The sequence below is a fragment of the Dyadobacter luteus genome, assembly GCF_003383615.1.
Lineage (GTDB): Bacteria > Bacteroidota > Bacteroidia > Cytophagales > Spirosomataceae > Dyadobacter > Dyadobacter luteus.
The window spans coordinates 239,523-266,275 of sequence record NZ_QNUL01000005.1 but is presented as its reverse complement, the minus strand read 5'-3'; the positions used below and the strand labels follow the sequence as shown (position 1 = coordinate 266,275).

General features: G+C 42.7%; 23 protein-coding genes and 1 tRNA gene. 14 read left to right on the top strand and 10 right to left on the bottom strand.

The window, feature by feature from the left end; translation table 11 throughout:
• Positions 1 to 132 precede the first annotated feature (132 nt).
• Positions 133 to 2,418, bottom strand: a complete 2,286-nt coding sequence (locus tag DSL64_RS09520; protein WP_115830512.1) for a RelA/SpoT family protein — start codon at positions 2,416 to 2,418, stop codon at positions 133 to 135.
• 176 nt (positions 2,419 to 2,594) lie between these two features.
• Between DSL64_RS09520 and DSL64_RS09515 the strand changes: the two genes are divergently transcribed.
• Positions 2,595 to 2,676, top strand: a tRNA-Leu gene (locus DSL64_RS09515).
• Positions 2,677 to 2,829: 153 nt separating this feature from the next.
• A complete protein-coding gene (gene tig, locus DSL64_RS09510) occupies positions 2,830 to 4,185 on the top strand; it encodes a trigger factor (RefSeq protein ID WP_115830511.1) in 1,356 nt (451 codons plus the stop codon).
• Between the two features lie 58 nt (positions 4,186 to 4,243).
• On the opposite strand, the gene DSL64_RS09505 is transcribed toward tig, so the two are convergent.
• Positions 4,244 to 4,621, bottom strand: coding sequence for a helix-turn-helix domain-containing protein (locus DSL64_RS09505; RefSeq protein WP_115830510.1), 378 nt, complete (start codon positions 4,619 to 4,621; stop codon positions 4,244 to 4,246).
• 254 nt (positions 4,622 to 4,875) lie between these two features.
• Here DSL64_RS09505 and DSL64_RS09500 point away from each other — a divergent pair, with 254 nt between their 5' ends.
• The 5 genes from DSL64_RS09500 to DSL64_RS09480 all read left to right on the top strand — a co-directional run bounded on the left by DSL64_RS09500 (position 4,876) and on the right by DSL64_RS09480 (position 10,229).
• Positions 4,876 to 5,550 carry a ClpP family protease gene (locus tag DSL64_RS09500; protein ID WP_115830509.1) on the top strand — a complete coding sequence of 225 codons (675 nt, stop codon included), beginning with the start codon at positions 4,876 to 4,878 and terminating at the stop codon, positions 5,548 to 5,550.
• A gap of 325 nt (positions 5,551 to 5,875) precedes the next feature.
• Positions 5,876 to 7,120 (top strand): ATP-dependent Clp protease ATP-binding subunit ClpX, encoded by a 1,245-nt coding sequence (gene clpX / locus DSL64_RS09495; protein ID WP_115830508.1) that lies wholly within the window; start codon positions 5,876 to 5,878, stop codon positions 7,118 to 7,120.
• A 112-nt stretch (positions 7,121 to 7,232) separates the two neighbouring features.
• On the top strand, positions 7,233 to 8,009 hold the full coding sequence (locus tag DSL64_RS09490; protein WP_115830507.1) for an SDR family NAD(P)-dependent oxidoreductase: 777 nt from the start codon (positions 7,233 to 7,235) through the stop codon (positions 8,007 to 8,009).
• A 129-nt stretch (positions 8,010 to 8,138) separates the two neighbouring features.
• On the top strand, positions 8,139 to 9,101 hold the full coding sequence (locus DSL64_RS09485; RefSeq protein WP_115830506.1) for a 1-phosphofructokinase family hexose kinase: 963 nt from the start codon (positions 8,139 to 8,141) through the stop codon (positions 9,099 to 9,101).
• Positions 9,102 to 9,167: 66 nt separating this feature from the next.
• Complete coding sequence (locus DSL64_RS09480) at positions 9,168 to 10,229, top strand: 6-bladed beta-propeller (RefSeq protein ID WP_115830505.1); 1,062 nt, start codon at positions 9,168 to 9,170, stop codon at positions 10,227 to 10,229.
• A gap of 1 nt (position 10,230) precedes the next feature.
• Here DSL64_RS09480 and DSL64_RS09475 read toward each other — a convergent pair whose 3' ends face one another.
• The gene (locus tag DSL64_RS09475) at positions 10,231 to 10,953 is read right to left on the bottom strand and encodes a hypothetical protein (protein ID WP_115830594.1); all 723 of its coding nucleotides are present in this window, start codon (positions 10,951 to 10,953) and stop codon (positions 10,231 to 10,233) included.
• Between the two features lie 216 nt (positions 10,954 to 11,169).
• On the opposite strand from DSL64_RS09475, the gene DSL64_RS09470 reads away from it, so the two are divergent.
• Both DSL64_RS09470 and DSL64_RS09465 read left to right on the top strand, forming a co-directional pair.
• Positions 11,170 to 13,506, top strand: a complete 2,337-nt coding sequence (locus DSL64_RS09470) for a TonB-dependent receptor (RefSeq protein WP_229217016.1) — start codon at positions 11,170 to 11,172, stop codon at positions 13,504 to 13,506.
• Between the two features lie 36 nt (positions 13,507 to 13,542).
• Complete coding sequence (locus DSL64_RS09465) at positions 13,543 to 14,094, top strand: hypothetical protein (RefSeq protein ID WP_115830503.1); 552 nt, start codon at positions 13,543 to 13,545, stop codon at positions 14,092 to 14,094.
• Between the two features lie 40 nt (positions 14,095 to 14,134).
• Here the strand turns inward: DSL64_RS09465 and DSL64_RS09460 are convergent, their stop codons facing one another.
• Positions 14,135 to 14,548, bottom strand: coding sequence for a Fur family transcriptional regulator (locus DSL64_RS09460; RefSeq protein ID WP_115830502.1), 414 nt, complete (start codon positions 14,546 to 14,548; stop codon positions 14,135 to 14,137).
• A gap of 198 nt (positions 14,549 to 14,746) precedes the next feature.
• Between DSL64_RS09460 and DSL64_RS09455 the strand changes: the two genes are divergently transcribed.
• Positions 14,747 to 15,145 (top strand): MerC domain-containing protein, encoded by a 399-nt coding sequence (locus DSL64_RS09455; RefSeq protein ID WP_115830501.1) that lies wholly within the window; start codon positions 14,747 to 14,749, stop codon positions 15,143 to 15,145.
• Positions 15,146 to 15,152: 7 nt separating this feature from the next.
• Here the strand turns inward: DSL64_RS09455 and DSL64_RS09450 are convergent, their stop codons facing one another.
• Positions 15,153 to 16,403, bottom strand: coding sequence for a serine hydrolase (locus DSL64_RS09450; RefSeq protein ID WP_115830500.1), 1,251 nt, complete (start codon positions 16,401 to 16,403; stop codon positions 15,153 to 15,155).
• Between the two features lie 114 nt (positions 16,404 to 16,517).
• Between DSL64_RS09450 and DSL64_RS09445 the strand changes: the two genes are divergently transcribed.
• Both DSL64_RS09445 and DSL64_RS09440 read left to right on the top strand, forming a co-directional pair.
• Positions 16,518 to 18,236 carry an IlvD/Edd family dehydratase gene (locus DSL64_RS09445; protein WP_115830499.1) on the top strand — a complete coding sequence of 573 codons (1,719 nt, stop codon included), beginning with the start codon at positions 16,518 to 16,520 and terminating at the stop codon, positions 18,234 to 18,236.
• 87 nt (positions 18,237 to 18,323) lie between these two features.
• Positions 18,324 to 19,115, top strand: a complete 792-nt coding sequence (locus DSL64_RS09440; protein WP_115830498.1) for an SDR family NAD(P)-dependent oxidoreductase — start codon at positions 18,324 to 18,326, stop codon at positions 19,113 to 19,115.
• Positions 19,116 to 19,122: 7 nt separating this feature from the next.
• Here the strand turns inward: DSL64_RS09440 and DSL64_RS09435 are convergent, their stop codons facing one another.
• The 4 genes from DSL64_RS09435 to DSL64_RS09420 all read right to left on the bottom strand — a co-directional run bounded on the left by DSL64_RS09435 (position 19,123) and on the right by DSL64_RS09420 (position 23,510).
• Complete coding sequence (locus DSL64_RS09435; RefSeq protein WP_115830497.1) at positions 19,123 to 19,839, bottom strand: hypothetical protein; 717 nt, start codon at positions 19,837 to 19,839, stop codon at positions 19,123 to 19,125.
• 71 nt (positions 19,840 to 19,910) lie between these two features.
• Entirely contained in the window at positions 19,911 to 20,495 is a 585-nt protein-coding gene (gene gldD / locus DSL64_RS09430; RefSeq protein WP_229217015.1) for a gliding motility lipoprotein GldD, read from the bottom strand.
• Between the two features lie 145 nt (positions 20,496 to 20,640).
• The gene (gene glmS, locus DSL64_RS09425; RefSeq protein ID WP_115830495.1) at positions 20,641 to 22,479 is read right to left on the bottom strand and encodes a glutamine--fructose-6-phosphate transaminase (isomerizing); all 1,839 of its coding nucleotides are present in this window, start codon (positions 22,477 to 22,479) and stop codon (positions 20,641 to 20,643) included.
• A gap of 224 nt (positions 22,480 to 22,703) precedes the next feature.
• Positions 22,704 to 23,510, bottom strand: a complete 807-nt coding sequence (locus tag DSL64_RS09420; protein ID WP_115830494.1) for a glycogen/starch synthase — start codon at positions 23,508 to 23,510, stop codon at positions 22,704 to 22,706.
• Positions 23,511 to 23,721: 211 nt separating this feature from the next.
• Between DSL64_RS09420 and panC the strand changes: the two genes are divergently transcribed.
• Positions 23,722 to 24,564, top strand: a complete 843-nt coding sequence (gene panC, locus DSL64_RS09415) for a pantoate--beta-alanine ligase (protein WP_115830493.1) — start codon at positions 23,722 to 23,724, stop codon at positions 24,562 to 24,564.
• 60 nt (positions 24,565 to 24,624) lie between these two features.
• On the opposite strand, the gene DSL64_RS09410 is transcribed toward panC, so the two are convergent.
• A complete protein-coding gene (locus DSL64_RS09410) occupies positions 24,625 to 26,097 on the bottom strand; it encodes a Gfo/Idh/MocA family protein (protein ID WP_115830492.1) in 1,473 nt (490 codons plus the stop codon).
• Between the two features lie 274 nt (positions 26,098 to 26,371).
• Here DSL64_RS09410 and panD point away from each other — a divergent pair, with 274 nt between their 5' ends.
• Complete coding sequence (panD, locus tag DSL64_RS09405; protein ID WP_115830491.1) at positions 26,372 to 26,719, top strand: aspartate 1-decarboxylase; 348 nt, start codon at positions 26,372 to 26,374, stop codon at positions 26,717 to 26,719.
• Positions 26,720 to 26,753 lie beyond the last annotated feature (34 nt).

Sequence of the window (26,753 nt, the reverse complement as noted above, 5' to 3'; positions counted from 1 at the left end):
TTTTCAAATCTTGCGCAAATTACGCTTTTTTTACTAAACAAGGTGACTATGTGGCAGCTAACATCAAATTTACAACTGCCCAGACATTACCAACAAGGATAACAACTACGATCCGTATTGGTTCACCTTATATTACTTTCCATTTAAATTCGTGTCGAAGCGCTGTACGTTATAAACACCTTCAACCTGCTCCAGTTTATTCATAAGCATATCAAGATGGCTGGTATCTTGAACATACAGCCTGATATCGCCGTTAAACACACCATCTTTGGTATCAATTGTGAGCCCACGCATATTGATGTGAAGCTCGTTGGAAATGATCCTTGTAACATCATTGATGAGCCCCACTCTGTCGGTACCCGATAAATACAGACCGGCCAGGAATGCCTCTTCTTTACTCGATTCCCATTTTGCTTTGATAATCCGGTTGCCATGTTTGGCCATCAGTTCAGCTGCATTGGGACAAGTAGTACGGTGAATTTTTATTCCTTCATTGATCGTTACAAAACCAAATACGTCATCACCTGCAATAGGATTACAGCACGGCGCAAGTTTGTAATCAATCTTGTCCATATCATCGCCTATGAGCAGTGCATCCCCGTCTGCACGATCACCATGCAGATTTCTGAGCAGCTTGGTCAGCGACTTTCCATCCTTGGGTACTGTAGCTTCCGGCGCAGCAGCAGCTTCTCCGGCTTTTCTTTCTTTTGCTTCTTTGTCTTTTTTGAATCGTTTTAATTCATCAAGGTGAATATAAGCTTTGCCAATCCGGTAGAAAAAATCGGCAGTTGTTTTACACTCAAAAAATGCCCGTAACTGATTGGTAACTTCGGCGGTAAGTTCTATACCCAGTACTTTCAACTTTTTCTCAACCATCTGCCGGCCATCAGTTTCATAACGCCGGTTGTCTTCCTTCAGAAAGTCCTTGATCCTCGCCCGTGCTTTGGAAGTTACCACAATACGAAGCCAGTCTTCATTCGGCTTTTGTTTTGCAGATGTAATGATTTCGATCTGATCCCCATTGTTCAGCACATAACTGATCGGAACCAGAATTCCACCCACCTTGGCAGCCATACAGTGCGCACCTACTTCCGAGTGTATATCAAATGCAAAATCAAGCGCTGTTGCTCCGCTCTGCAATACTTTCAACTCGCCCTTGGGAGTAAAGACAAATACTTCTTCGTTGAAAAGATTACTTCTGAATTCGTCCAGGAACTCTATCGCAGCAGTTTTATCGCCAAAACCATTCTCCAGCGTTTCCCTTACCTGCGTAATCCACTGCTCAATATTGCCTCTTACTTTGGTATCATTCCCTTTATACTTCCAGTGTGCTGCGTATCCTTTTTCCGCGATTTCATCCATGCGGGAAGTTCGGATCTGAACCTCTACCCACTGTCCACTCTTACTCATTACAGTAGAGTGTAACGACTGATAGCCATTAGCTCTCGGAGTACTTAAAAAGTCCTTAAGGCGGTCGGGATTAGGCTTGTAATGATCCGTAACAATAGAATAGGCCTGCCAGCAAATCGCCTTTTCTCTCTCCCCGTCCACCGACGATTCCAGTACAATCCGTACAGCAAAAAGGTCATAGATCTCCTCAAACGGCTTATTTTGCTTGCGCATTTTATTCCAGATGGAATAAATGGACTTCGGTCTGCCCTTCAGGATGAAATTGAGACCTGCCGCCTCCAGATCCTGAGCAATCGGCTCCATAAATTTGGAAATAAACCGATCCCTGATCCCCTTGGTTTCTCTGAGTTTTCTGGCAATAGCGCGGTATTCCTGCGGCTCAGTATATTTCAGGTAAAGCTCTTCCAGCTCCGATTTGATACTATATAGACCTAAACGGTGCGCAAGAGGTGCATAAATAAAAATCGTTTCAGATGCGATTTTAAGCTGTTTGTCGCGCGGCATGCTGTCCAGCGTCCGCATATTATGCAATCTGTCCGCCAGCTTCACCAGGATTACACGCACATCATCAGACAGCGTAAGCAACATTTTCCGGAAATTTTCTGCCTGCTGAGAAGTTCCGTATTCGAAGCGTCCTGATATTTTAGTGAGTCCGTCTATAATTTTCGCAACCTTCTTTCCAAAAAGGCGCTCAATGTCCTCAATCCGCATATCGGTATCCTCAACAACATCATGAAGAAGTGCTGCAACAATACCTGTAGTTCCCAGCCCGATTTCCTCCACGACGATCTGCGCCACAGCTAGGGGATGATATATGTAAGGTTCTCCTGATCTCCGGCGCATATCTTTATGTGCGTCGACAGAGGTATAAAAAGCTTTTTTGATAAGCTTGGCGTCATTATCCTTCAAAAAAGGTTTTGCCGTCCTTAACAATCTTCGGTATTTTTTTAGAATGTCCTTACGCTCCTGCTCCAGATCAATATTAAGGGATTCAACGAGTTGCTCCACTGGTAAATAGTCAATTAGTATACTTTACCAAAATAACAAATTTTAGGCACATTATTCAATATCATTTTATCAAAAGAAAATATTTTTAAAAAAATTTGGAGGTATTAAAAAAATAAACATACCTTTGCACTCCCAATTCGACGGTAACGTTGTTGAACGGAACAAGAAAATAAGAAGCGGGCGTGGCGGAACTGGTAGACGTGCTAGACTTAGGATCTAGTGCCGCAAGGCGTGGGGGTTCGATTCCCTCCGCCCGTACGAACAACAAGGGAGTGACGGGGCGTCGTATTCCTAATTAAATTTAGAAATAAATTGCTCCGTATTAAACCCGTCAAATGCCCTCAGGACTATGTTTTGAGGGCATTTTTCATTTTATCTTAAAAAGAAATTTTACCAATATCGTAAGGAAGCATGGAAGTTTTATTAGAGAAGAATTCGCCTACACTAGCCTCACTTAAAGTAAAGCTGACCAAAGAAGACTATCAGCCTAAAGTTGACAAAACCATCAAGGATTATTCTAAGCGTGTTAACTTGAAAGGTTTCAGACCTGGTAAAGTTCCTGCTCATGTAATTCAGCGCATGTATGGCAAAAGTATTCTTGTCGACGAAGTGAACAATTTGCTTAGCAATGCAGTTAGCAACTATATACGTGAAAACAAATTGCAGGTAGTAGGTGATCCTGTGCCTGATCGTAAATCAGCTGATGAAGTAAACTGGGACAAACCAAATGAGTTTGAGTTTAGCTATGACCTTGGTATCGCAACAGATTTTGATGTGAACCTTGCTGAACTTCCGGCAGTAAAACGTCACTCTATCAATGTAGATGACAAAGAATTCAACAAAACGCTTGACAATCTTCGTGAAAGATTTGCAGACAGCACACACCCTGAAACCAGCGAAGCAGGTGACATGGTATTTGGTGAGCTGAAACAGGAATCATCTGAATTCTCAACGCGTACTGCCATCCCTACCAAGCAGGTTAACGAAGCAAGCCAGTCTAAATTTATCGGTGTTAAGAAAGACGATGTAATTACATTCGACATTCAAAACACTTTCAATGACGAAGCTGCTATCGCTCACGTAACTGGTAAGAAGAAAGAAGATGTAAGTGAACTGGCAGGAGAGTATACTTTGACAGTTGAAGACGTAACTCGCCAGGCTCCGGCTGAATTAAATAACGAGTTCTTCGATAAAGTATTAGGACCAGGTGTTGCTGATTCTGAAGAATCTTTCAAGGAGAAAGTTCTTGAGATCATCAAAAGCAACTACGAAAGAGAAACTGAAGCATTGCTTCGTCGCGATATCGAAACAGCTTTGATCGACAACATCGCGATTGAGCTTCCGGAAGAATTCCTGAAAGATTGGCTTGAAAAAACCAACGAAGGCAAATTTACCCGCGAACAAATTGATGAGCAATTCCCTGATTTCACAAAATCATTGAAATTGAGCCTTATCAAGAACAAAATCGCTGATACTGCTGAGGTGAAAGTAGAATATCCTGAGATTCTTGAATTCACACGTGAAATGGTAAAAGGTCAATTCGGCATCTACGGTGACGATGAGAACATGAAAGAAACCATCGACCGCGTGGCACAAGGATACCTTGCTGACAAAGAGCGCGATAACTACACAGGTATTTTCAATCAGGTTTTTGATAATAAAGTGCTTGATATCATTCGCAGCCAGGTTACAACTGACGAAAAAACAATTGAAGTGAGCGAATTTGAAGCTCTTGCAAAAGGCGAGACTGCTGAAGAAGTAGCTTAATCAATAGATTAATATCTTGCAAAAAATCACCATTTCGTTCGAAATGGTGATTTTTTATTTAAAACCCTATCCGTTCCCTTTGCTCTCCAATCTGGCGAATAATCCCATCGCCAAACCAAAGTTTAAATTTGGCTTTCCATTGTTCGACTTCATTTTGCAGGCGGCTGTTGGCAGCCATCAGTCTGGTATTTTCCTGACGAAGCCATTCAGTTTCTGAAAGTGCTACAGAGCCGAAGCCCAGTAAATCCGGCAGCTCTATATCCAGGATCTTGCTAATATTTTCAAGTCTGCCAAGTGATATATCTGTTCTACCCCGCTCCATATCACCATAGGCAGTGGTCGATAAACCCAGCATGTCAGCCATATTTTCCTGCGACAAACCTTTCTGCATTCTGATTTGCCTGATTCTCTCTGATAAATTGGATGCTAACTCCATGGCGTGTATATTTATTTTTCAGGTATATTGAAAACCGCTGATGCAAGATAGTGAGACTTCAAATTGAACATTATCACATTTTTCGATAAAATATCGCCTTAACAGACAAGGATTATTCAGTGAAATAGTCAAATTTGTGATCACTAAGTAAACAAAAGCTGGTATTCAGTATTAGAAACTAAGACAAGGTACTTTTTGTTCTTATGAGCATGTACCCTTTAAATTACATATCATTTTAAAATTTAAGTTTTTTCATGAATCACGGAAATGAATTTAGAAAATATGCGGTTCACCACCTTGGGATGAACGGCCTTACAGTAGACGGCTACGTAAACCATACAGTTGAAAACATGACGCGTTCAGTAATCGAAGAACGTCCAATGAACTTCCGTGAAGTGGATGTATTTTCAAGACTGATGGCCGACCGTATCATATTTATGGGTACCGGCGTAGACGATAACATCGCAAATATCATTGTTGCTCAGCTTTTATTCCTTGAATCTGCTGATCCTAAGAAAGACATTCTGATGTACATCAACAGCCCTGGTGGTTCGGTGTATGCCGGATTAGGAATTTATGACACCATGCAGTACGTACGTCCTGACGTAGCAACTGTATGCACGAGCCTTGCCGCTTCTATGGGAGCAGTATTATTGGCAGGTGGTGCAGCAGGGAAACGCTCAGCCCTTCCTCATGCACGTGTAATGATTCACCAGCCATCAGGTGGTGCTCAGGGTACTTCGGTAGATATCGAAATCACCACACGTGAGATTGTTAAATTGCGTCACGAATTATACGAAATTCTGGCAAGTCATACCGGTCAAACTCCGGAACAAATTGCGCTTGACTCTGACCGTGACAAATGGTTACGTGCTTCTGAAGCAAAAGAGTATGGATTAATTGATGAGGTACTGACAAGAGATAAATAGTCAACTCAAACGTTTGCAAAAGCCGCCGGAACATCGTTGTCCCGGCGGCTTTTATTATATGGCAGTTCTAAATTTGCTATCCCGCTCAAAAAAGCTGAAATTTGTGCATGAATTCCCTGACTGGAAAGCACATGGTCGCAGAATTTACCTTTTGATCTGATTCATGGTAAATTCATTGGTTACCGTCATTAAAACTAAGGAATCAGGTGTTTTGATAAAATGAAACAATCGCGATTCTCTCGTTGTTAATTTTTGAGTAACCAAAGACGAGTCAGAACTTTGGTTAACTAAATTGTTATTTCGTACCATCACCGAATATTGATAAATGGCACAGGTAAGTTGTTCGTTTTGCGGACGTAAGAAAAATGAAGTAGACTTGTTACTGTCGGGAATTGATGCCCACATTTGCAATCACTGTATTGCGCAAGGGTATCAGGTAATTACCGAAGAACTTGGCTCAAAAGAGGATAAGAAGGAGAAGAAATCAAAACTACCTAAGCTTAAATCTATCCCCCCTCTGGAAATCAAACGTTTTCTGGAGCAGTATGTAATCGGTCAGGACGAAGCTAAACGCTCTTTGGCCGTTGCAGTTTACAATCACTACAAACGTCTTAATCAGGCCCAGGGCGACGACGATGTAATGATTGAAAAATCAAATATCATCATGGTGGGTGAAACCGGAACTGGTAAAACCTATCTTGCCAAATCTATTGCGCGCATTTTACAGGTTCCTTTCTGCGTAGCAGATGCTACTGTTGTGACAGAAGCAGGTTACGTAGGTGAGGATGTTGAAACGATTCTTACACGTCTTTTGCAGGCGGCGGATTACAACGTTGAAGCAGCTGAAAGAGGCATCGTTTATATTGATGAGATTGATAAAATCGCAAGGAAGTCGGATAACCCTTCTATTACCCGCGATGTAAGTGGTGAAGGTGTTCAGCAGGCGTTATTGAAATTACTGGAAGGATCTATTGTGAACGTTCCGCCACAAGGTGGCCGCAAGCACCCTGATCAGAAAATGATCTCTCTGAATACAGAAAATATCCTGTTTATCTGTGGCGGTGCTTTTGATGGAATTGAAAGACATATTGCAAAACGCATCAATACCCGTCCTATCGGGTTTTCGGGAGATAACCGAATCATCGAAATATTCGACAAAGGTAATCTGATGAGATATGTAACTGCGATGGATCTTAAATCATTCGGATTGATTCCTGAATTGATAGGCCGTCTGCCGGTGCTTACGCATTTGAATCCTTTGGACAAAGAAACACTAAAACGTATTCTTACAGAGCCTAAAAATGCACTTGTGAAGCAGTACGCGAAGCTGTTTGCCATGGAAGGTATCAAACTTCATTTTGACGAAGATGTACTTGATTTCATCGTAGACCAGGCTATGCTTTACAAACTGGGAGCACGTGGACTTCGCTCTATATGCGAATCCATTATGACAGACGCGATGTTTGATCTGCCTTCACAGAAAGAGATCAAAGAATTTACATTGTCTCTGGATTACGCTCAGGAAAAATTCGAAAAATCTTCGATGGCTCAATTACGCTCTGTAGCATAAGTAGTTAGCAAACCGTATTAATCTGATAAAAATGCCCCGAAACATTAAACTGTCGCGGGGCATTTTCTATTTGGTACAATAAGCCATACTTTGCGTCTAAAATCGAGAAATCATGGAAAACTGGTTAACCAATAAATCCATAGTCGTAATAGGTGGAACTACCGGACTCGGCTTTTCAGCTTCAAGAGCATTCATCAGGAATGGAGCAAACGTGGTGATGGTAGGTCGCAACCCCGAAAATTGTCTTCTGGCAGAACTAAATCTGGGAGGAAATTCCAGGGCTAAACAAGGTGATGCTACCGATCCGCAAACCGCGCTGGACGCTATACAACTCTGTATCCGCGAATTCGGAAGTTTTGACGGATTGTACCATGTAGCGGGAGGTAGTGGTCAGAAACTGGGCGATGGCCCCCTGCATGAACTCAGTTTAAGTGGCTGGAACAAGACACTTGATCATAATCTGACCTCCATGATGCTCTCCAATCAGGCAGCCGTACGCGCATTTATGGGAATGAATAAGGCCGGCACAATTCTCAATATGAGTTCGGTGCTTGGATTTTCTCCCTCTTCCGATCACTTTGCCAATCATGCATACGCTACGGCTAAATCCGCCATTATTGGCTTTTCTAAATCCATTTCGTCTTCATATGCTTCCAAAAATATCAGAGTAAATGTAGTTGCTCCGGGTATTATTGAAGGATTCCAACAGGTTTCGGAAGCACATGATCAGTTCATCACATCTAAACAACCACTTGATCATGGTCGCTATGCAAATCCTGTCGATCTGGATGGAGCTGCCGTTTACTTTATGTCAGACTATTCAAAATTTGCCACCGGGCAGGTTCTTTCTGTAGATGGAGGGTGGAACGTTACGGATGGCCAGTTTTGAAATGCACTTGTCAGCCTTCTGTTACCAATATTTTAAAACTCGGTAAAATCGCATCATTTATAAACTACAAGATGTAATTTCGCATCTGTATTATTCACATTTTCAGACTGTATTTCTTCAACGACTATTATGGCTACCGGACCTATTGTCACGCTCACTATTAACCCTGCACTTGATGAAAGTTCAAGTGTGAACAGGATCGTTCCTGACAATAAACTTCGTTGCGATACGCCAACGTACGAAGCAGGAGGCGGGGGAATCAATGTAGCAAAAGCAATACACCGTCTTGGAGGTAATCCAGTCGCCGTTTTTACCATTGGTGGACCGACTGGCCAACGTCTTCATAAACTGGTGAAAAGTGAAGGAGTGGAAACTATTGTGATAGAAACCAAGCAATGGACTCGCGAGAACTTTCACATATTGGAAACCAGTACAGGATTTCAATATCGCTTTGGTATGCCAGGTACTGAAATGATGCCTACCGAAGTCCGGTCTGTTCTTGAAACACTGGAAGAATTTGATCCGAAGCCTTCCTATATCATTGCCAGCGGCAGTTTGCCTCCGGGAGTACCTGAAGATTTTTACGGACAAATTGCTGCTATAGCTCAAAAACAGGGAGCACGGTTTATAGCTGATACCTCAGGAGATGCGCTGAAGTATGCTACCGAAAAAGGTGTCTTCATGCTCAAACCAAACATTCTTGAACTCAGCCAGCTTGTAGGAGTTGATAAGCTTGAACTGGATGAGGTGGATGACGCTGCCAGGGCCCTCATCATTCGCGGACAATGCGAGGTCGTTGTCGTTTCTATGGGTGCTATGGGAGCGGTGTTGGTTACGGAAGATCAGGTAGAACATATACCGGCACCTCCTGTTCAGCCCAAAAGTACGGTAGGCGCGGGAGACAGCATGGTGGCTGGAATTGTATGGACACTCTCACAAGGAAAATCCCTTCGTGAAGCTGTAAGGATGGGTGTTGCCTGCGGATCGGCTGCTACCATGAATGCAGGAAGTGAGCTTTTCAAAATGCAGGACGTAAACCGTTTGATGGATTGGTTGAACAGGTATGGGAAACGATACTCGGCAACACTTTGATTCTGATTACAAAGCTGATTAGTAAAAAATAAATAAGTCTGTCTTTGCAATAGAAACCACCTGCAAATGACAGACAAACCTTCACGCCGGGAATTTACAAAAGCAACAGTTGCTTTGGTTGCTGCTGCCACATTTAAACCCTTTTATATTCTTCATGCCAAACCGCGCAACAATGGAGAAATCATAGGGCACGGAACACACAAATACCGTGTCCGGCAGGATTGGGGGAATCTGGATGCCTCCAAATTTCCTGTGAACAATTGCCATGAAATGGTACAGGACAGCAAGGGGCGACTCATCATGATTGGCGATGAAGTGAAGAATAACATCCTCATCTACGATCGCTCAGGAAAGTTACTCGATAGTTGGGGACACGATTTTCCCGGTGGTCACGGACTTACCCTTTGGAATGCCAACGGGGAAGAATTCCTTTTTATTTGTGATCCCAATACTGGTAAAGTTTTTAAAACAGATCTGAAAGGAAAGATCCTGCTTACAATAGAACATCCATCCAAGGTAGGTGCCTACAAGGAAAAGGATGCTTTCAAACCAACAGAAACTACTATCGGTCCGGATGGTACCATCTATATTGCTGATGGTTACGGTTCTCAATGGATTTTACGTTACACTGCCAAAGGAGAATATATAGACAAATTTGGCGGACCGGGTGACGGAGATTCTCAATTCTCCACAGCGCATGGTATCACTGTAGACTATCGCAATAAAACCAACCCTACCCTGCTGGTTACATCAAGAGCTCACAATGCATTCAAAAGGTTTACGCTTGACGGGAAATATCTCAGTACCATTTTTCTTCCCGGAGCATTCGTATGCCGACCGGTAATCAAAGAGGACACACTGTATTCCGGGGTTTGCTGGTCGCGGCTTCGCTATCTCAACCAAACCGATAATTCTGGTTTCGTAACTATTTTGGATAAAAATGACAAGGTGATCTCTAATCCGGGAGGAACACAACCTGAATATAGAAATGGCGTACTTCAGTTGATGATACAGGAAAAACCCATTTTCATGCACTGTCACGACGTGTGCGCAGACGATGACGAAAACATTTATGTATGCCAGTGGAATGCTAAGAAAACCTATCCCATCAAATTAGAACGGGTTTAGACTATCTGATCAGCTTGATCGTGACGCCATTTATCAGCATGGTCAGTACCATCAGTACAGCATAAGTCCACAGCCCGAACATGGGTACAAGCCAATATACGCCCAGCAGAAAAGTAACAAACCCATAACCTGCCAACAGCAATCCATACAGAATTCTTGCAGCCGCATCTGAGCCTTGCTGTGAATGTGTAAATACAGCCAGGGTAGATGTCATGATAGGAAACGGTGTAAGAATACCACTCCAGGTCGGGCCGAGATAGTCTGCAAGCTGAGTGAGCATAACGACAAAAAAAGTAGCAACAAGCATCCTTAACGGGATATCGTAAGATGGCTGCTTTTTTGCCTCCACCTTGCCTTTTGGTTTAGGAAAAATATACAATGTACCTGTGAGAATGACCAGATTCAGTAAGAGGCCGGTCAGGATGGATACTGTTTTACCTAAAGATGCTGTCGCTACAACAAAAAACGCAGCATAACTCAACAACACGGCAGGGAACCAGCGCATACGTGACGCCGCAACTGCATATACCAGCGCAAAAAACATTGTACCTACCGAGCCAAGCATAGCAGACGGAATGGTAGCCGCCGCAAAATCGGGGCCGTGTTCAAGCGCTATAAAAAATGAAATAGGCCCTGCAACCCAGGGAAAGCCTCCTATCCAGCCACCAAAGCCCTCGCCCCACTTTCGAACTGCAAGCGTCACACCTGCTATGAGTGGAGGCATGAGCAGGATTTTTACAATAATCAGGAATGTCAATTTACAATAGCTAAAAATTTCCGCTGCAAAGGTATTGTTAAGCAATGCAGAAAATAACAGTAAGTTAAAATACTTCAGAATATATATTGCAACACAGTTGCATATACCTTATTTTTGCAACAGTGTAACATATAAAGTATACTGCACTTAGTATAAATGATACCGATGAGCAAATTGTCAATTGTGAGAAAATCAATAATCAGCATATTTTCAGGAGTTTTTCTTCTCTTATTGACATCTACTTACTCTCTTGCTCAAACACCAGCCTGTGCATGTTTTATAAAAGGAGTAGTGCGGGATCAGCATACAGGTCTGCCGGTGATCGGGGCTACCGTTTTAATGGTCGGACAGAATAAAGCAGTTTTCACCGATGAACAGGGAAGATATATGCTGGATCACATTTGTCCCGGCAGTTATGAGATAGAATGCCGAATCGTTGGATATAATCCTTTTCGTGAAAAAATAGACCTTACTTCCGGACATGAAGAAGATTTTACATTGGAGGAAAGTGAAATTCATTTAAAGGATGTAGAAATTACCGCACACAGAACGGATGCACCTGCATCTCAGCCATTAACCACTTTATCAGGTACAGAACTTTTCAAAACGCGTGGAGATAATCTTGCGGAAAGCCTGAAAGGATTGACAGGTGTAACTTCATTACAAACAGGTGCTTCCATTTCCAAGCCTGTCATCCATGGTATGCATAGCAACCGCGTACTGATCATGAACAATGGTATACGGCAGGAAGGCCAGCAATGGGGATCTGAACATGCCCCGGAAATTGATCCGTTTGTTGCCACCCGTCTTTCCGTGGTGAAAGGTGCCGCCGGGGTTCGTTATGGATCGGATGCTATTGGCGGTGTTATTCTGGTTGAACCTGAAGAATTACCGATCAATAAACCCTTGTCAGGCGAAGTCAATATGGCAGGCTTTATGAATGGCAGGCAGGGAGTTATTTCTTCCACACTACAAGGAGGTATTCGTAATCTCAAAGGTTTTGGCTGGCGTGCACAGGGAACATTGAAAAGAGGCGGAAACATCCGAACTCCAAATTACTTCCTTGACAATACTGGTTCGAGCGAAAATAACTTTTCTCTTGCTGCCGGGTACCGCAACAAAGGTTTCGGTATTGATCTGTTTTATAGCCGGTTTGATACCAAAATAGGGATATTCTCAGGAGCCCATATCGGCAGCCTTACCGACTTATTGAATGTGATCAAAAACGGCGAACCATTAGTTAAGTCAGGATTTAGTTATGCGATTGAGCGACCGAATCAGAACGTATTACATAACCTGATCAAAGCCGAAACACATTATCATTTTAAGGACGGTAATAAATTGCAATGGACCATTGCCCAGCAGCTCAATGACCGGAATGAGTTCGATTTGCACAGGCCCCGTAATGATTCCATAGCTGCCCTGAACCGGCCTGAACTTAGCTTTAAGCTCAATACATTGACCAACGATATTGTATGGGATCATAAACCGATTGGTAAAAAAATAAGCGGACAAATCGGTCTCAGCTCTCTTTACCAGTACAATCTGATGAACGGACGTCCGTTGATTCCCAATTTTAACCAGTTCACTGTAGGCTTATTCTGGATAGAAAGGCTGGTTACACACGGATGGGAACTTGAAGCGGGAGCTCGTTTTGATTACAGGACTTTGTCCACTCATCGTATTGTACGCAGAGAAAAAGTATCTACTGATTTTACTTTTTCTAATTTTTCAGGAACAATAGGTGCAGCCAGAAATTTGACTCAGAACTTATCCATGACCCTGAACGTAGGTACCGCCTGGCGTGCTCCGAACGTAAGTGAACTTTTCAGTGACGGCGTCCATCACGGCGCAGCGGCTTACGAGAAAGGAGATTCAACTTTACAGCAGGAGAAGGCAGTAAATACAATCGCAAGTTTCAAATACACCTCTTCCCGGTTGACTATTGAACTAGGTGGATACTACAATTATATAGCCGATTATATTTATCTGCAACCTCAGCCTGAGCCGATCTTAACAATTCGTGGTGCGTTTCCTTACTTTAAATATACACAAACCAATGCAGTATTCAGAGGTGTGGATCTTGCAGTAGACTGGGAAGTGTTACACAAACTGATCTGGACAGGCAAGTTGAGTTATCTCAATGTATATGACAAAGGCAATAAGAATTATCTGGTTATGATTCCGCCTAACAGATTGGAAAACCAACTCAAATATCTGATTGGAGCGGGAACAAAGATCCAGAATACATATATCTCCGCGGGAAATCTTTTTGTCGCACAACAGAAACGCGTGCCCGAGAACAGCGATTTCGCCCCGCCTCCAAAGGCATACTCACTCTGGAATATTCAGGCGGGGACTACAATTCCTGTATCTGAGAAGAATGAGTTTGAAGTTAGTCTGGCGGTCAATAACCTGTTCAATGTTGCCTACCGCGATTACCTCAACCGGTTCAGGTATTATGCAGATGACATGGGACGCCAGGTTTCATTGCGCCTGAGATGGAAATTTGGTGCCTAGTTTTAAAATTCTTTTTGTTCACAATAACTGTTAACTATGAAAATAAATCGCAAACTAACCTGGGTTATGCTGCTCGGTATGACAGCACTTTTTACTCAATGTAAAGACTCCGGCGAAGATGTAGCTCCCGATGACGAAAACGAGCTTATCACAACTGTAATTCTGAAGTTTACAGAGCAGGGTACCACTAATGTTACAACTTTCAAATCAAGTGATCCTGACGGTGAAGGCGGTAATCCGCCCGTGATTGATAACATCACGCTGAAACCGGCAACTACTTATTCAGTAGAAACACAGATTTTGGATGAAAGTAAATCCCCGGCTGTAGATATTACCAAAGAAGTTGCAGAAGAAGCAGTTGACCACCTTTTTGTTTATACCACTTCACCAGCGGCTCTTCTGGCATACACTGCAAGTGACAAGGATGCAAACAACCTGCCCATAGGAATTAAAGGACAGGCCGTTACAGGGGCGGCCGGAACGGGAACATTAAAAGTACAATTGAGACATCAGGTGGGCACCAAAAACGGATCTGCCACTCCGGGAAGCGATGATGTGAATGTCGACTTCCCTTTGAAAGTACAATAAAAACTAACCCGGACCTGCGATGGCAAGTCCGGGTTAGTTTTTAATTATTGCAGCTGGGACAAGTTCCCTGAATCAGCAAATTGAAGTTTTCAGGCTTATATCCTTGGGGTAACGCAATTTCCGGAATAAGCTGATTTTCCAGACAGTTGGTTTTCCCACAAATATTGCATTTGAAGTGAATGTGATCATGCTGATGCTTTTCTTCAGAGCAGCTATGCGAACAAAGCGCATAACGTAATCCTTCATCATCAAGCACTTTATGGATAATTCCCTTTTCCAAAAAGGTTTTCAATGTCCGGTATATAGTGACCCTGTCGTAGTTCTCCCCAAGTGCTCCTTCAAGATCTCCGTGCGACAGTGCATTTTTTTTATTTATAAAAGTTGAGAGCACATCCTCGCGGCATGTAGTAGTACGCAGTTGGTGCACTTTCAGTGTTTCTCTCAATTGATCCATTATTTCTAACAATTTGGTAAGCGCGTAAAGGCCATAACAATCATAGAACCCTCAGAGTCAAAGTTAAGTTCTTATATGATAAAAATCCAGTTTTAACACAATCCCACTATATTCTATAAAAATAATCAAACAAAACACTGCAACCCTGTTGCAAGTAATTCAAATCAGTGTTATTTTTGCAACATCATTGTATTTAGTATGAAGGTAACACACTCACACGGGAAAGCGGATTATATAGGGATATTGGGGTCAGTACTTTGCATCATACATTGCCTGTTAGTTCCTGCATTAGCTTTTGGTACCACTACCATAGCGCATGATCATCATGTACATACAGGGCTTTTGTCTCTCGACTATTTCTTTATTATAATCAACGGCGCGGCTGTCTACTTCGCCACCAAAGAGCATAAATCTCTTCCGCTGAGAGTTTTACTCTGGGGAGCGCTGGGGATTTTCGCAGTATCCTTGCTATTTGAAAATACACATCCGGTATTTACAATCTTAGGCTATGTAGGTTCAGGTTTGCTGATTGCAGGTCATTTGATCAACCTATACATTTGCCAGATTGCACCGCGGTTAAGATTCCGCGCTTCCTGAGGCAATCCTATTTATCGTATTCCACTTCAAATCGGCCAAGATCGGGGCGAACTGTATGCTTACGGTTCAACTCATAATCGAAAATAGCTTTCCCCAGATTGGCCAAAAATGGTAAGCCTACACTTTCGTAATCATATTTATCATCATTGATAATGCCGTCTTCATTGGCATAGATTACGGCAGTTAGCATAAACTCAATTCCCTTTTCGAAATCCGCGATGTAGGCGTTATCCAACACATAACCATATGCCTCACCTGATTTGTTGAATAATCTGATATGCCTTGGTAATCGTGTATGCGTTGCTCCGAACATCAGGTATTTTACATAGCCATCGTAGTAGTCGTCTGTATAATTTTCCGGAAAGCTGGTTTCCACCGGAAATTGTGACATATACCGGTACAGGAATGTGTAATCATCACTTGTAAGATCGAACCGTTGCTGTACAGGTGCCTGCTCAGGAAAGAAGATGGCTTTTAGAAGCTTATGCTGCTCTTCCAGTGCAAAGAAGTTTTTCTCGGCAAAATCGAAAGGCTTTTCCACCAGCGTGCCATCCTGCATATATCCCGTACCCACCAAAATCGGAGTATCAGAAAAATACGTTTTCGAAGAATAAGCCTCAGGTTGTTCATAAACGGTCTTTCCCTCCCACTCAAAACGAACCGGATTGGTATACCTGTTTTCTTCGGAGTTCAAATTCGTTTCTAATCGATGGGCAATGCGGACATTCTGAAATCCTTTGCGATGCAGTGTCTCATTCAACTCCTCTTGTCCTATAAACTCATACAACCTGTTGAAAGCATCATTATCACTGGCTATTAAAATCTTCCGTATGTAATGAGCAACTGAAGGTAGCTTATCTTCCGCAGTGGTATCTGTCAACACTTCAGTCTGGCTTTGTCTGGCTGCGCCGGTAAACATATGTGCATGTTTATCAATACCTAGCTTTTTCAATTTCTCCAACGCCACTACTGCTGCAGCGAGTTTTACAGTGCTTGCCGGATAAAAATACTTTGATGCATCAACATGGTAGCCGTAGGATTGAAAACGAGGTTCATTATTCTTATTCCTGTCGATGCGGGTGTAAAGAATCTGAATCTGATATTTGTCGGGATTGTCCAGGAGTTGAGAAAATTTCTCCGGCTGCTTTTTAAGCAATTTTTCAAGGAAAGAATCTGGCTGAAATTGCCCCCACGATAAGTGAGAAAATGAAACAGAAAAAAAGAAAATCAGGAGCTTACAAATTCTATTTTTTACCATAGATCATTTCAGACGGGTACCGAACGAATATACATATTTTATTTTAAAGGCTTCTGTAAATTATATTTTACTGATTTACGCCTTTATTGATTAATTATAAAATATGGCGATAAAATGAAAGAAAATAAATTGCGTAGCACAGACTGGTTCGGAAAATCAGGTAAAGACGGTTTTATATACAGAGCCTGGATGAAGAACCAGGGTTATCCCGGAGACGAATTTGAGGGGCGCCCGGTAATAGGTATCTGCAACACCTTTTCTGAGCTCACACCGTGTAACGGGCACTTTAGAGAACTGGCCGAATCGGTCAAACGAGGCGTATGGGAGGCAGGTGGGTTTCCTCTGGAATTTCCAGTGATGTCTTTGGGAGAAACACTGATGAAGCCCACTGCTATGCTTTTCCGAAACCTGGCTAGTATGGATGTAGAAGAGTCCATCCGTGCCAACCCCATCGACGGGGTAGTTCTGCTTTGCGGTTGTGATAAAACCACGCCTTCTCTTGTAATGGGTGCAGCCAGTGTTGATATTCCCACGATTGTGGTTTCAGGAGGACCTATGCTTACAGGGCGTTACAGAGGAAAAACAATTGGAACCAGCGATATATGGAGGTTCAGTGAGATGTATCGCAATGGCGAAATGTCTCAGGAAGAGCTCACAACTTCGGAAGCCTGCATGTGCCGGAGCGATGGCCATTGCGCAGTAATGGGAACAGCTTCTACTATGGCTTGTATGGTGGAATCCCTTGGACTTACCCTACCGGAAAACGCTGCTATTCCTGCCGCCGATTCGCGCCGCAAACGAATTGCACACATGTCGGGCAGAAGGATTGTTGATATGGTGAAGGAAGATCTCCGTCTATCTCAAATACTCACTCGTGAGGCTTTTGAAAATGCAATTATGCTGAATGCTGCAATAGGCGGATCAACCAATTTTGTAATTCACCTGTTGGCTATAGCCGGACGAATTGGCGTTGACTTATCTCTCGACGACTTCAATCAGCTTTGTGAAAAAATACCTCTGCTTCTCAATTTGCAACCATCCGGAGGTTACTTCATGGAAGATTTCTATTACGCGGGTGGACTGCCGGTTGTTATGAAAGAAATGATTGGATTGTTACATCCTAATGTTATTACTGCCAACGGTAAAACGATGGCTGAAAACTCTGCAACTGCAGAATGCTTCGATCCGAATGTAATTGGCACTTTGGAAGAACCCGTTAAAAATCTGACTGGGTTGGCTGTGGTTCGGGGTAATCTGTGTATAAACGGGGCAGTAATTAAACCATCCGCATCCTTGAAGCCGGAGCTCATGCAGCACCGCGGGCCGGCAGTGGTCTTTGAAGACATTGACGATTACAAAGCCAGACTTGATGACCCTGATCTGGATGTGGATGAAAATAGTATTCTGGTACTGAAAAATGTAGGGCCCAAGGGATACCCGGGCATGCCGGAAGTTGGGAATATGTCATTACCTAAAAAGCTTCTGGCGAAAGGAGTCATTGATATGGTAAGGATATCAGACGGACGCATGAGTGGAACAGGTTTTGGAACAGTTGTTTTGCACGTATCACCGGAAGCTGCAGTTGGAGGTGTATTGGCACTGGTTCAGGATGGAGATATCATTGAACTGGATGTTGCCAACAGACGAATACATCTTGAAGTTTCTGATGAAGAACTGGAACAAAGGCGCGGCTCATGGAAACCACTGGAATTAGGTTACAACAGGGGTTATGTAAATCTTCATATCAAACATGTGATGCAAGCCCACGAAGGCGCGGATCTTGATTTTCTGAAAGGAGGATCCGGGGATCAGGTGCTGAGAGATTCACACTAATTCATAGCTATTTACAATCTCTGAGTGCTGCAACAGCAATTCAGAGATTGTATTTACCTTTATCATGAACAAACTTACAGATATCTAATGAGCGGCCAGTTGTTTAATAATCAGGTAGCGATAGTAACGGGGGCAGGACAAGGTATTGGCTTTGAAATCGCGCGACAATTAGCTTTGCAGGGAGCGGACGTAGTTCTGAATGATGCCGACGAAGCACTTGCTTCCGATGCTGCCAGACAAATACGGGAAGCGGGAGGAGATTGTTTCGCTTTTGCGGGAGATGCCTCTTCACCGGAGTTAATAGAAAGCCTTGTAGAAGAAGCTATCCGCTGCTTTGGAAAACTGACAATAACCGTAGCAAATGCAGGAATTACGCTGTTTGGTGATTTTTTTGAATATCCTGTTGACAATCTAAAAAAGGTACTTGATCTGAATCTGGCGGGTTCCTTTCTGCTTACGCAGGCATCCGCGCGACAGATGCGCACGCAAAAATCAGGAGGAAGGATTCTTTTGATGTCGTCCGTCGTAGGTCATCAGGCACATCAGTTTCTGGCTGCTTATGCAATGACCAAAGCCGGACTGGAAATGCTTGCCAAAAATTTGGTAATAGAACTTTCTCCGTATGGAATTACGATCAATACGGTAGCACCGGGTGCGACGCTAACGGAGAGAACGCTGGCAGAAGATCCGACTTATCCAAAAATATGGTCAGCGATTACGCCAATGGGCCGGCCGGCCATTTGTGAAGATATTGCCAATGCCGCACTGTTTCTTTTATCACCTCATTCCGGACATATTACCGGACAAAGCATTGTAGTAGATGGAGGCTGGACTGCAGTAAGCCCATTGCCGGACCTTAGCAACATGGGTGGTAAGTAAGCGTGGTCTACTCCAGATTTTCGTCTCCGAAAAGCTGAGCTTCCAGATCATCTATGTTTCCGTCTTTGGAAACAAACAACTCACGGGGCTTAGAAAATGCCTGTGGCTGAACAGCCATAAAATTGCGGTATTGCTGATCAGAAATAATTTCTAATTGTAAAGCTCTTTTCAAAACCACCTGGAAAGGCACTTTAAAGAAGTTGGAAATATCGTAAGCCAGGAACACAGGAATTGTAGAAATGTTAGTCCTGAAAAAGCTTTGTACATCTTTGTAAGGCAAAAGAGCATCAAAAACCAGCCTCTCCGAACGACTAGCCAGTGAGGTTCTTGCAGGATAAGCACTACTTAGCCCCAGGGATACCGTCAGTAAATGGATCTGATAATTGCGCTCATTGATATCAGCTTTGGCATTAACAAATACCCAGCCTTTTTGGTTAAAGATTGCAGAGAAACCTTTGAAATGATCATCTGCAAAATGTAACTGAGCAATTTTAATTCCCTCAGGGTAAGGAAGCCTGTGGCCGATCTGCTGTACAATATCCTGCGCATAGGAAATATCCGCAATATCTCCTGCAGGTTCAATAACCCATTCCCCGCTAACCAGACCTTCAAAAAGCAATTCTGCAGAACGCTGACTTTCAATTTGTCCCAGAGGCAGTACAATTCGGTTTCCTCGTACAGAAAAATCAAGTCGCAGTTGATTCTTAGGTTGCTTTCTCGCCATGGTCAGAAAAATTTATGGGTAATTCGTAAAGATACTGCCTTACAAAATGCATGACAATACACCGGGCCACTTTATCTCCATTGAAGTGTGTTCAGCAAATGAATCATATCCTTTTGAATATAATCTATTACAGGAGCAAGTGAGTCGTTTTTGGTAGCGACAGGAAAATAAATGGCTCCTCTTAAAAAGTGCCTTGAACTATCCGTTGTATAAAACTGATACGGGCTGGGAACATCACCTTCTATCTTAAAAAGCATGGCATTGTAGCCATTCGGGGTAGTCATGCGGCTTTCCTGAATTGAAGATGCCCTGATTTGATGTTTACCGGCCAGTTTATAAGCGTCGTTGATATACTCCTGTAGTTTTTTTTGATCCCCACCGATTGGTTTATAAGTAAGCTGAATGTTTGCACCAAACTGTGGATAATGAACAAAAAGCCAATCTTTCCCCGCAGTTGCGAATGTATCTGGCAAGACCCTGGCCCATTGAGAATAGGCAAATGTATAAGGATGATTTTCTTTCAGAGGTGTGTAGCGATGAGCCGGAAGTGTAATGCGATTGAACCCTTTCGGTTTGGGGACATAATTTTGCTCTTTTGTGCCACACGATTGAAACACCAATCCGATGAGAATAAATAAGGAAAATACTTTAAACAAGGAGCACTTTTTACACATACAAATTAACGAGGCTGTTCGACGTGCAAAACTAACGAAAGGCTTCTGATTTTATTCTCCAAATCATAGCAAATGAAAACGGAGCGGCCAATTGACCACTCCGCATTTTATTCTGATGAGATTAATCTTACTCTACAGTTACTGATTTCGCAAGATTTCTAGGCTGATCTACATTTCTGCCTCTCATTACAGCAATATAGTACGACAGAAGCTGCAATGGAATCACCGAAAGCAGCGGCGTGAGTACCTCATGAGTATCCGGTACTTCAATTACAAAATCAACCATAGTTGGGATCAGAGTATCGCCTTCCGTAACGATGGCAATTACTCTTCCTTTTCTGGCTTTTACTTCCTGGATATTGGAAACGATCTTTTCGTATGAACTATCTTTCGTTGCCAGGAAAACGACAGGCATATCCTCATCAATCAGAGCGATTGGTCCGTGTTTCATTTCTGCCGCAGGATATCCCTCCGCATGGATGTAGGATATTTCTTTAAGCTTCAACGCACCTTCCAAAGCAACCGGGAAGTTCAAACCTCTTCCCAGGTAAATGAAGTTTTTGGCATAGGTGAAGATAAAAGCGATCTCTTTGATTTTCGTAGCACTCTCGAAAACCTTATTCACCTTCGATGGTATATTATCCAGTTCAGCCAGCAAACGTTCAAATACCTCATCCGTAATCGTTCCTTTTTTCTTGGCAACTGCCAGAGCCATCAATGTAAGTACAGTTACCTGAGCTGTAAACGCTTTAGTACTTGCCACTCCTATCTCAGGTCCTGCATGGGTATACGCTCCGGCGTGTGATGCGCGTGCGATTGAAGAACCAACCACATTACAAATTCCGAATATCGTAGCGCCTTTGGATTTGGCAAGTTCGATAGCCGCCAATGTATCTGCAGTTTCTCCTGATTGAGAAATTGCAATCACAATATCATTCTCTTTAATAACCGGATTTCTGTACCGGAATTCTGAGGCGTACTCAACCTCCACATTCACACGGGCAAGTTCTTCAAACAAATACTCTGCTACAAGCCCTGCATGCCATGAAGTACCACATCCCACAATCACAATCCGGTCTGCTGCTACAAGTTTATCCATGTAGTTACTCAACCCACCGAGTTGAAGTTGAGCTTCCGCTGCATTCAGTCTTCCGCGCATACTGTCCGCAATAGAGCGTGGCTGCTCAAAAATTTCCTTGATCATGAAATGGTCGTATCCACCCTTTTCGATGGTTTCCAGCTCCATTTCAAGCTTTTGAATATAGGGGACAGTTTCCGTGTTGTCTAGATTCTGGATAGTGAGTTTTCCATCACGCACCAACGCAACTTCGTAATCATCCAGATATACCACGTTTTTCGTGTATTCAATAATCGGCGTAGCATCAGAAGCAAAGAAAAATTCATTTTCCCCCACTCCGATAACAAGCGGACTTCCTTTACGTGCTGCAATCAACTGTCCCGGATGATCAACCGACATGATTACTATTGCATAAGCTCCAACAACTTCTTTCAAAGCCAGTTTTACCGCGTCTTCCAGACAGTGCCCTGTCTCCTTTTGAATGTCTTCTATGAAATGAATCAAGACCTCCGTATCAGTATCACTAAAAAAGACGTGTCCTTTACTTATAAGATTTTGTTTGATTGAAGCATAGTTCTCGATAATCCCATTATGAATAATGGCCAGTTTCTTATCATTAGAATAATGAGGATGTGCATTTACGTCATTAGGCACACCGTGCGTCGCCCACCTTGTGTGGCCAATTCCAATTGTAGATTTAAGCTCCTTCCCTGCGTTCTGTAATTCCAGGTCTGCTACCTTACCCTTTTTCTTATAAATATTCAATTCTCCCTCTTCCAACAGAGCAATACCAGAGCTGTCATAACCTCTATATTCTAAACGTTTCAGCCCTTTCAGAATTAACGGGAACGCATCTCTTTCCCCTACATAAGCTACAATTCCACACATAATTATTATGTTAATTTAAAGTGTATGTTATTAACAACGTACAAATAAAAAGTAACAGAACCGGTATAGCAAGGGCTTTAACTCCAAATTATCCAATAACAAAAGAGTGTTCGAACACACTCGCTTTTTCTTATCAGTTTTTTTTAAATTTATTTTTAGGCGAACAATAAAAAAGGGGAAGGCTGCATAGCCTTCCCCTTTTTCCCGTATAACCCGTGTCAGGGTTAATTCATCAAATCTGTATACAGATTATAATAAGACTCTGAGAATTTTTCATCGTGCTCATCAAGTTCTACTCTTTTAGGAGCATCGTTGAAAATCTGATTCAAACTATCGCTGCAACGCTCATCCGCCTTGATAACAGCATCCGCATATGCACAGCCGATTTTAACAAAACCTTCAAAGTCAGCTGAGTGCAAATGTGCCAAAGCCTCGTCACTCACATCCATTGCCTTCGCTTTGCTTTGCAAATCAGCATCAAATTTGAAATCAAATGCATTGTTGTGTACAGTAAATACACTTTTCGTATCCTTAAACATCGGATCGTTACGATAAGTTGTTTTCAGATACAAAGGAATCAATGCAGTCATCCAGTCGTTACAGTGCACCACATCAGGAGCCCAACCCAGTTTTTTAACAGTTTCTAAAACACCCTTGCAGAAGAAAATTGCGCGCTCATCATTGTCATCGTAAAAGTTGTTCTCCTTATCGACGAACACTGATTTACGATGAAAATAATCATCATTATCTATAAAATAGACCTGTAGCTTGGCATTTGGAATGGAAGCAACTTTAATGATTAGTGGCTTTTCTTCATCTCCTACGGTTATATTTATTCCTGATAGTCGAACTACTTCATGAAGCCTGTTTTTACGCTCATTGATCAAACCAAAACGCGGTACCAGAATTCTGATTTCTGCTCCACGCTCCTGCATCGCCTGAGGAAGTTTTCTTACGTAATCGGCAACATCGGTGGTCTGAAGGAAAGGATTGATTTCACTGGCTACATACAAAATTCGTAGTTTCTCCATAGATATTTAGCAGTTTGTGAAAAAAAGTTTTGCAAAATTATACAAAAAAAATCGCAAAATCAAAAGATATTCCAAACAAATTGTAATATTGCGTTCAGTTTGGGGATTCCCATTCCTAATATTTCCGGGATTTGCTTAAAAACCCGTTTCTTTTGTTAAAATAGCCGGTTCACCCGATAATAACCGGTGATTTGAAATTCATCCTCTATTCATGGAAGTATTTACTTCAATTCCTGCCTTCCGGAATTTTTTGAAACAGCAGCGGGCATCAGGTAAGACCATCGGATTTGTACCCACTATGGGCGCGCTCCACAATGGACATATTTCATTACTCGAATCTGCAGGTGCCGAAAATGATTTAGCTGTTTGCAGCATTTTTGTAAATCCCACACAATTCAATAATCCTGCGGATCTGGAAAAGTACCCGCGTACGCTGGAAGCGGATACAGAATTGCTTCAGGCTGCTGGCTGCTCAGCTGTATTCGCACCCTCTGTTCAGGAAATGTATCCTGATACGGCAGTGATGACTTTTAATTTTGGGAATCTGGAAACAGTAATGGAAGGTGTCTCCCGGCCAGGTCATTTCAATGGTGTTGGACTGGTTGTTTCCAAATTATTTAACATTGTTCAGCCTGATAAAGCTTATTTCGGACAAAAAGACCTACAGCAAGTCGCTGTAATCAGCCGCCTCGTTTCGGATCTCTCGTTTCAGCTGGAGCTTGTGATTTGCCCTACTGTGAGAGAAGAAAGCGGCTTGGCAATGTCTTCCCGCAACCAGCGTCTCAGTGACAAAGAGAAAATACTGGCAGCGAATATTCACAGAATCTTATCTGTTGCAAAAGAAAGTCTGCTCAAAGGACAGACACCCGAAACAGTAAGAACAAACGCCGAAGCAGAATTCAAAAAATACGAAGCTTTTACACTCGATTATTTTGAAATTGCAGATCTGAAAACATTGGAAACCATTTCAGAAATTGGGTCTACCGGTAACAATGCCATCTGCGTAGCCGTGTTTCTCGGACCGGTCAGACTTATTGACAATATCGTATTCTAAACAAAAATGGTGCAGTTCCATAAGAAACTGCACCATTTTTGTTTTACTTCCCATTACAACTTACGAAAGCTTCCAGCCCTCACGGTATTTGCGGGAAACGAATTGATTCGCTTCGTCGAAGTTTGTAATCTTCATTGCATTGCCATCCCAAAGCAAACGTTTACGGCCAGGATAGCTGAATCCTTTTCCATCCGCGTTGGCAGTTCTCAGGTTATAACTTCTGATCGCCAGGTTACCCATGATTACTGTTTCAGTTAAAGGACCTGAGTAATCAAATGACGATGAAAGCGCCTTGTGCTCTTTGCTGTTAAATCCGGCTTTGCAGGCGTCAGTCCATGCAACCTGGTGACCATATTCAGGTAGCGACGTGTACTTGGTCTCGAAAGCACCTTTTGGCATCGTCAGTTTTTCACCGTTTTTCAGATAAACCTTAGGATCTTTTCCATAGGTAGCACACATCATCACACCTTTATCACCAATCAGCATGGCTCCGTTACTGCTATCTGGTTCTCCAAGCGGGTCATTAGCAGGTACCAAATCCGGGTGGAAAGGACGCATACCGCCATCATGCCACGTCATTGTCAAAGCAGATTTGTTTGTTTTGGTAGCAGGGAACTTGATCTGAACGCGTGAAGATGGAGGACATCCCTCAGGAATATATTCTGGTGTCCAGTCTTTCAGGAACACCGCTCCCACACTACATTCAACTTCAGTTGGATAGCCCAATCCCAATACACGGAAAGGAGAATCTATCAGGTGGCATCCCATGTCACCCAATGCGCCTGTTCCGAAATTCCACCAACCATGCCATTTGAACGGATGATATGCAGGCGTATAATCCACCCATTCAGCAGGACCTACATACAAATCCCAATCCAACGTACTTGGCACTGCCACTTTTTCTGTTGGCACCGGAATCCCCTGTGGCCAGATCGGACGGTTCGTCCATACATCAACCTCCTTCACGGTACCGATCACTCCCTTTTTAAACCATTCCACCATTTGCTGCTGGCCGGGGTTAGACGCCCCCTGGTTTCCCATTTGAGTAACCAATTTGTATTTGCGTGCAGCCTCGGTAAGTACGCGCGCTTCATGTATATTGTGGGTCAATGGCTTCTGTACATACACGTGTTTGCCTCTTGCCATAGCAGCCATTGCAATCACAGCATGTGTATGGTCAGGTGTTGAAACGGTAACGGCATCAATATCCTTATCCATTTCATCAAGCATCTTGCGGAAGTCTTTGAATTTCTTGGCGTCCGGAAATTTATCAAAGCATTTTTGTCCCAGATTCCAATCCACATCACAAAGTGCCACTACATTTTCAGCTCCTTTGTTATAAGCATTGGTAATATCCGAAAAACCTTTGCTGCCAATACCAACAGCTGCAATATTCAGTTTGTCACTTGGTGCACGAAAACCTTTTCCTAAAACATGGCGGGGAACTATAAAAAAACTTCCGATTGCTGCTGCCGTGGTCTTCTGAAGAAAATCCCGACGGGTTACATCTTTTATCTTACTGTCTGTACTCATTGGTTTTGGTAATATTAAGAAAGGTTAATAATAGAGTTTAAAGCATATTTCTGAAAATTAATACTGAATGGTACTAATTCAGGCATAAATATAACAATGCATGAACCGATTTTACTTATCAGGTACAAAATTTAAAACAACCTTTACCCAAACCTTCAGCATAACATACACAGGAACCTGTTCCCGACCGGCATTGTTTTGAAGGCTCAGTATTATTCCTGTAACTTTGCAGGAGAATACGTTACAATAAAATATCAACTCATACCACTGAGTAATGCAAATAACACTCATGAAATCGAAGATTCACCGGGTAAAGGTGACTCAGGCAGAATTGAACTATGTAGGAAGTATCACTATTGACGAAGATCTGATGGATGCGGCCGGTTTGATAGAAAATGAGCAGGTACACATTGTAAACAACAACAACGGGGAGCGTTTTGTAACCTATGTAATCAAAGGAGAAAGAGCTTCCGGAATGATTTGCCTGAATGGAGCCGCGGCTCGCAGAGTGCAGATCGGTGATATCATTATCATTATTGCTTACGGCAGTATGTCGCAGGAAGAAGCGAAAACCTTCAAACCTATGGTTGTTTTTCCCGACCATAACAATCAACTTGTATAAACAGAAGAAATACCGCTTCTAAAATTCCAACCTT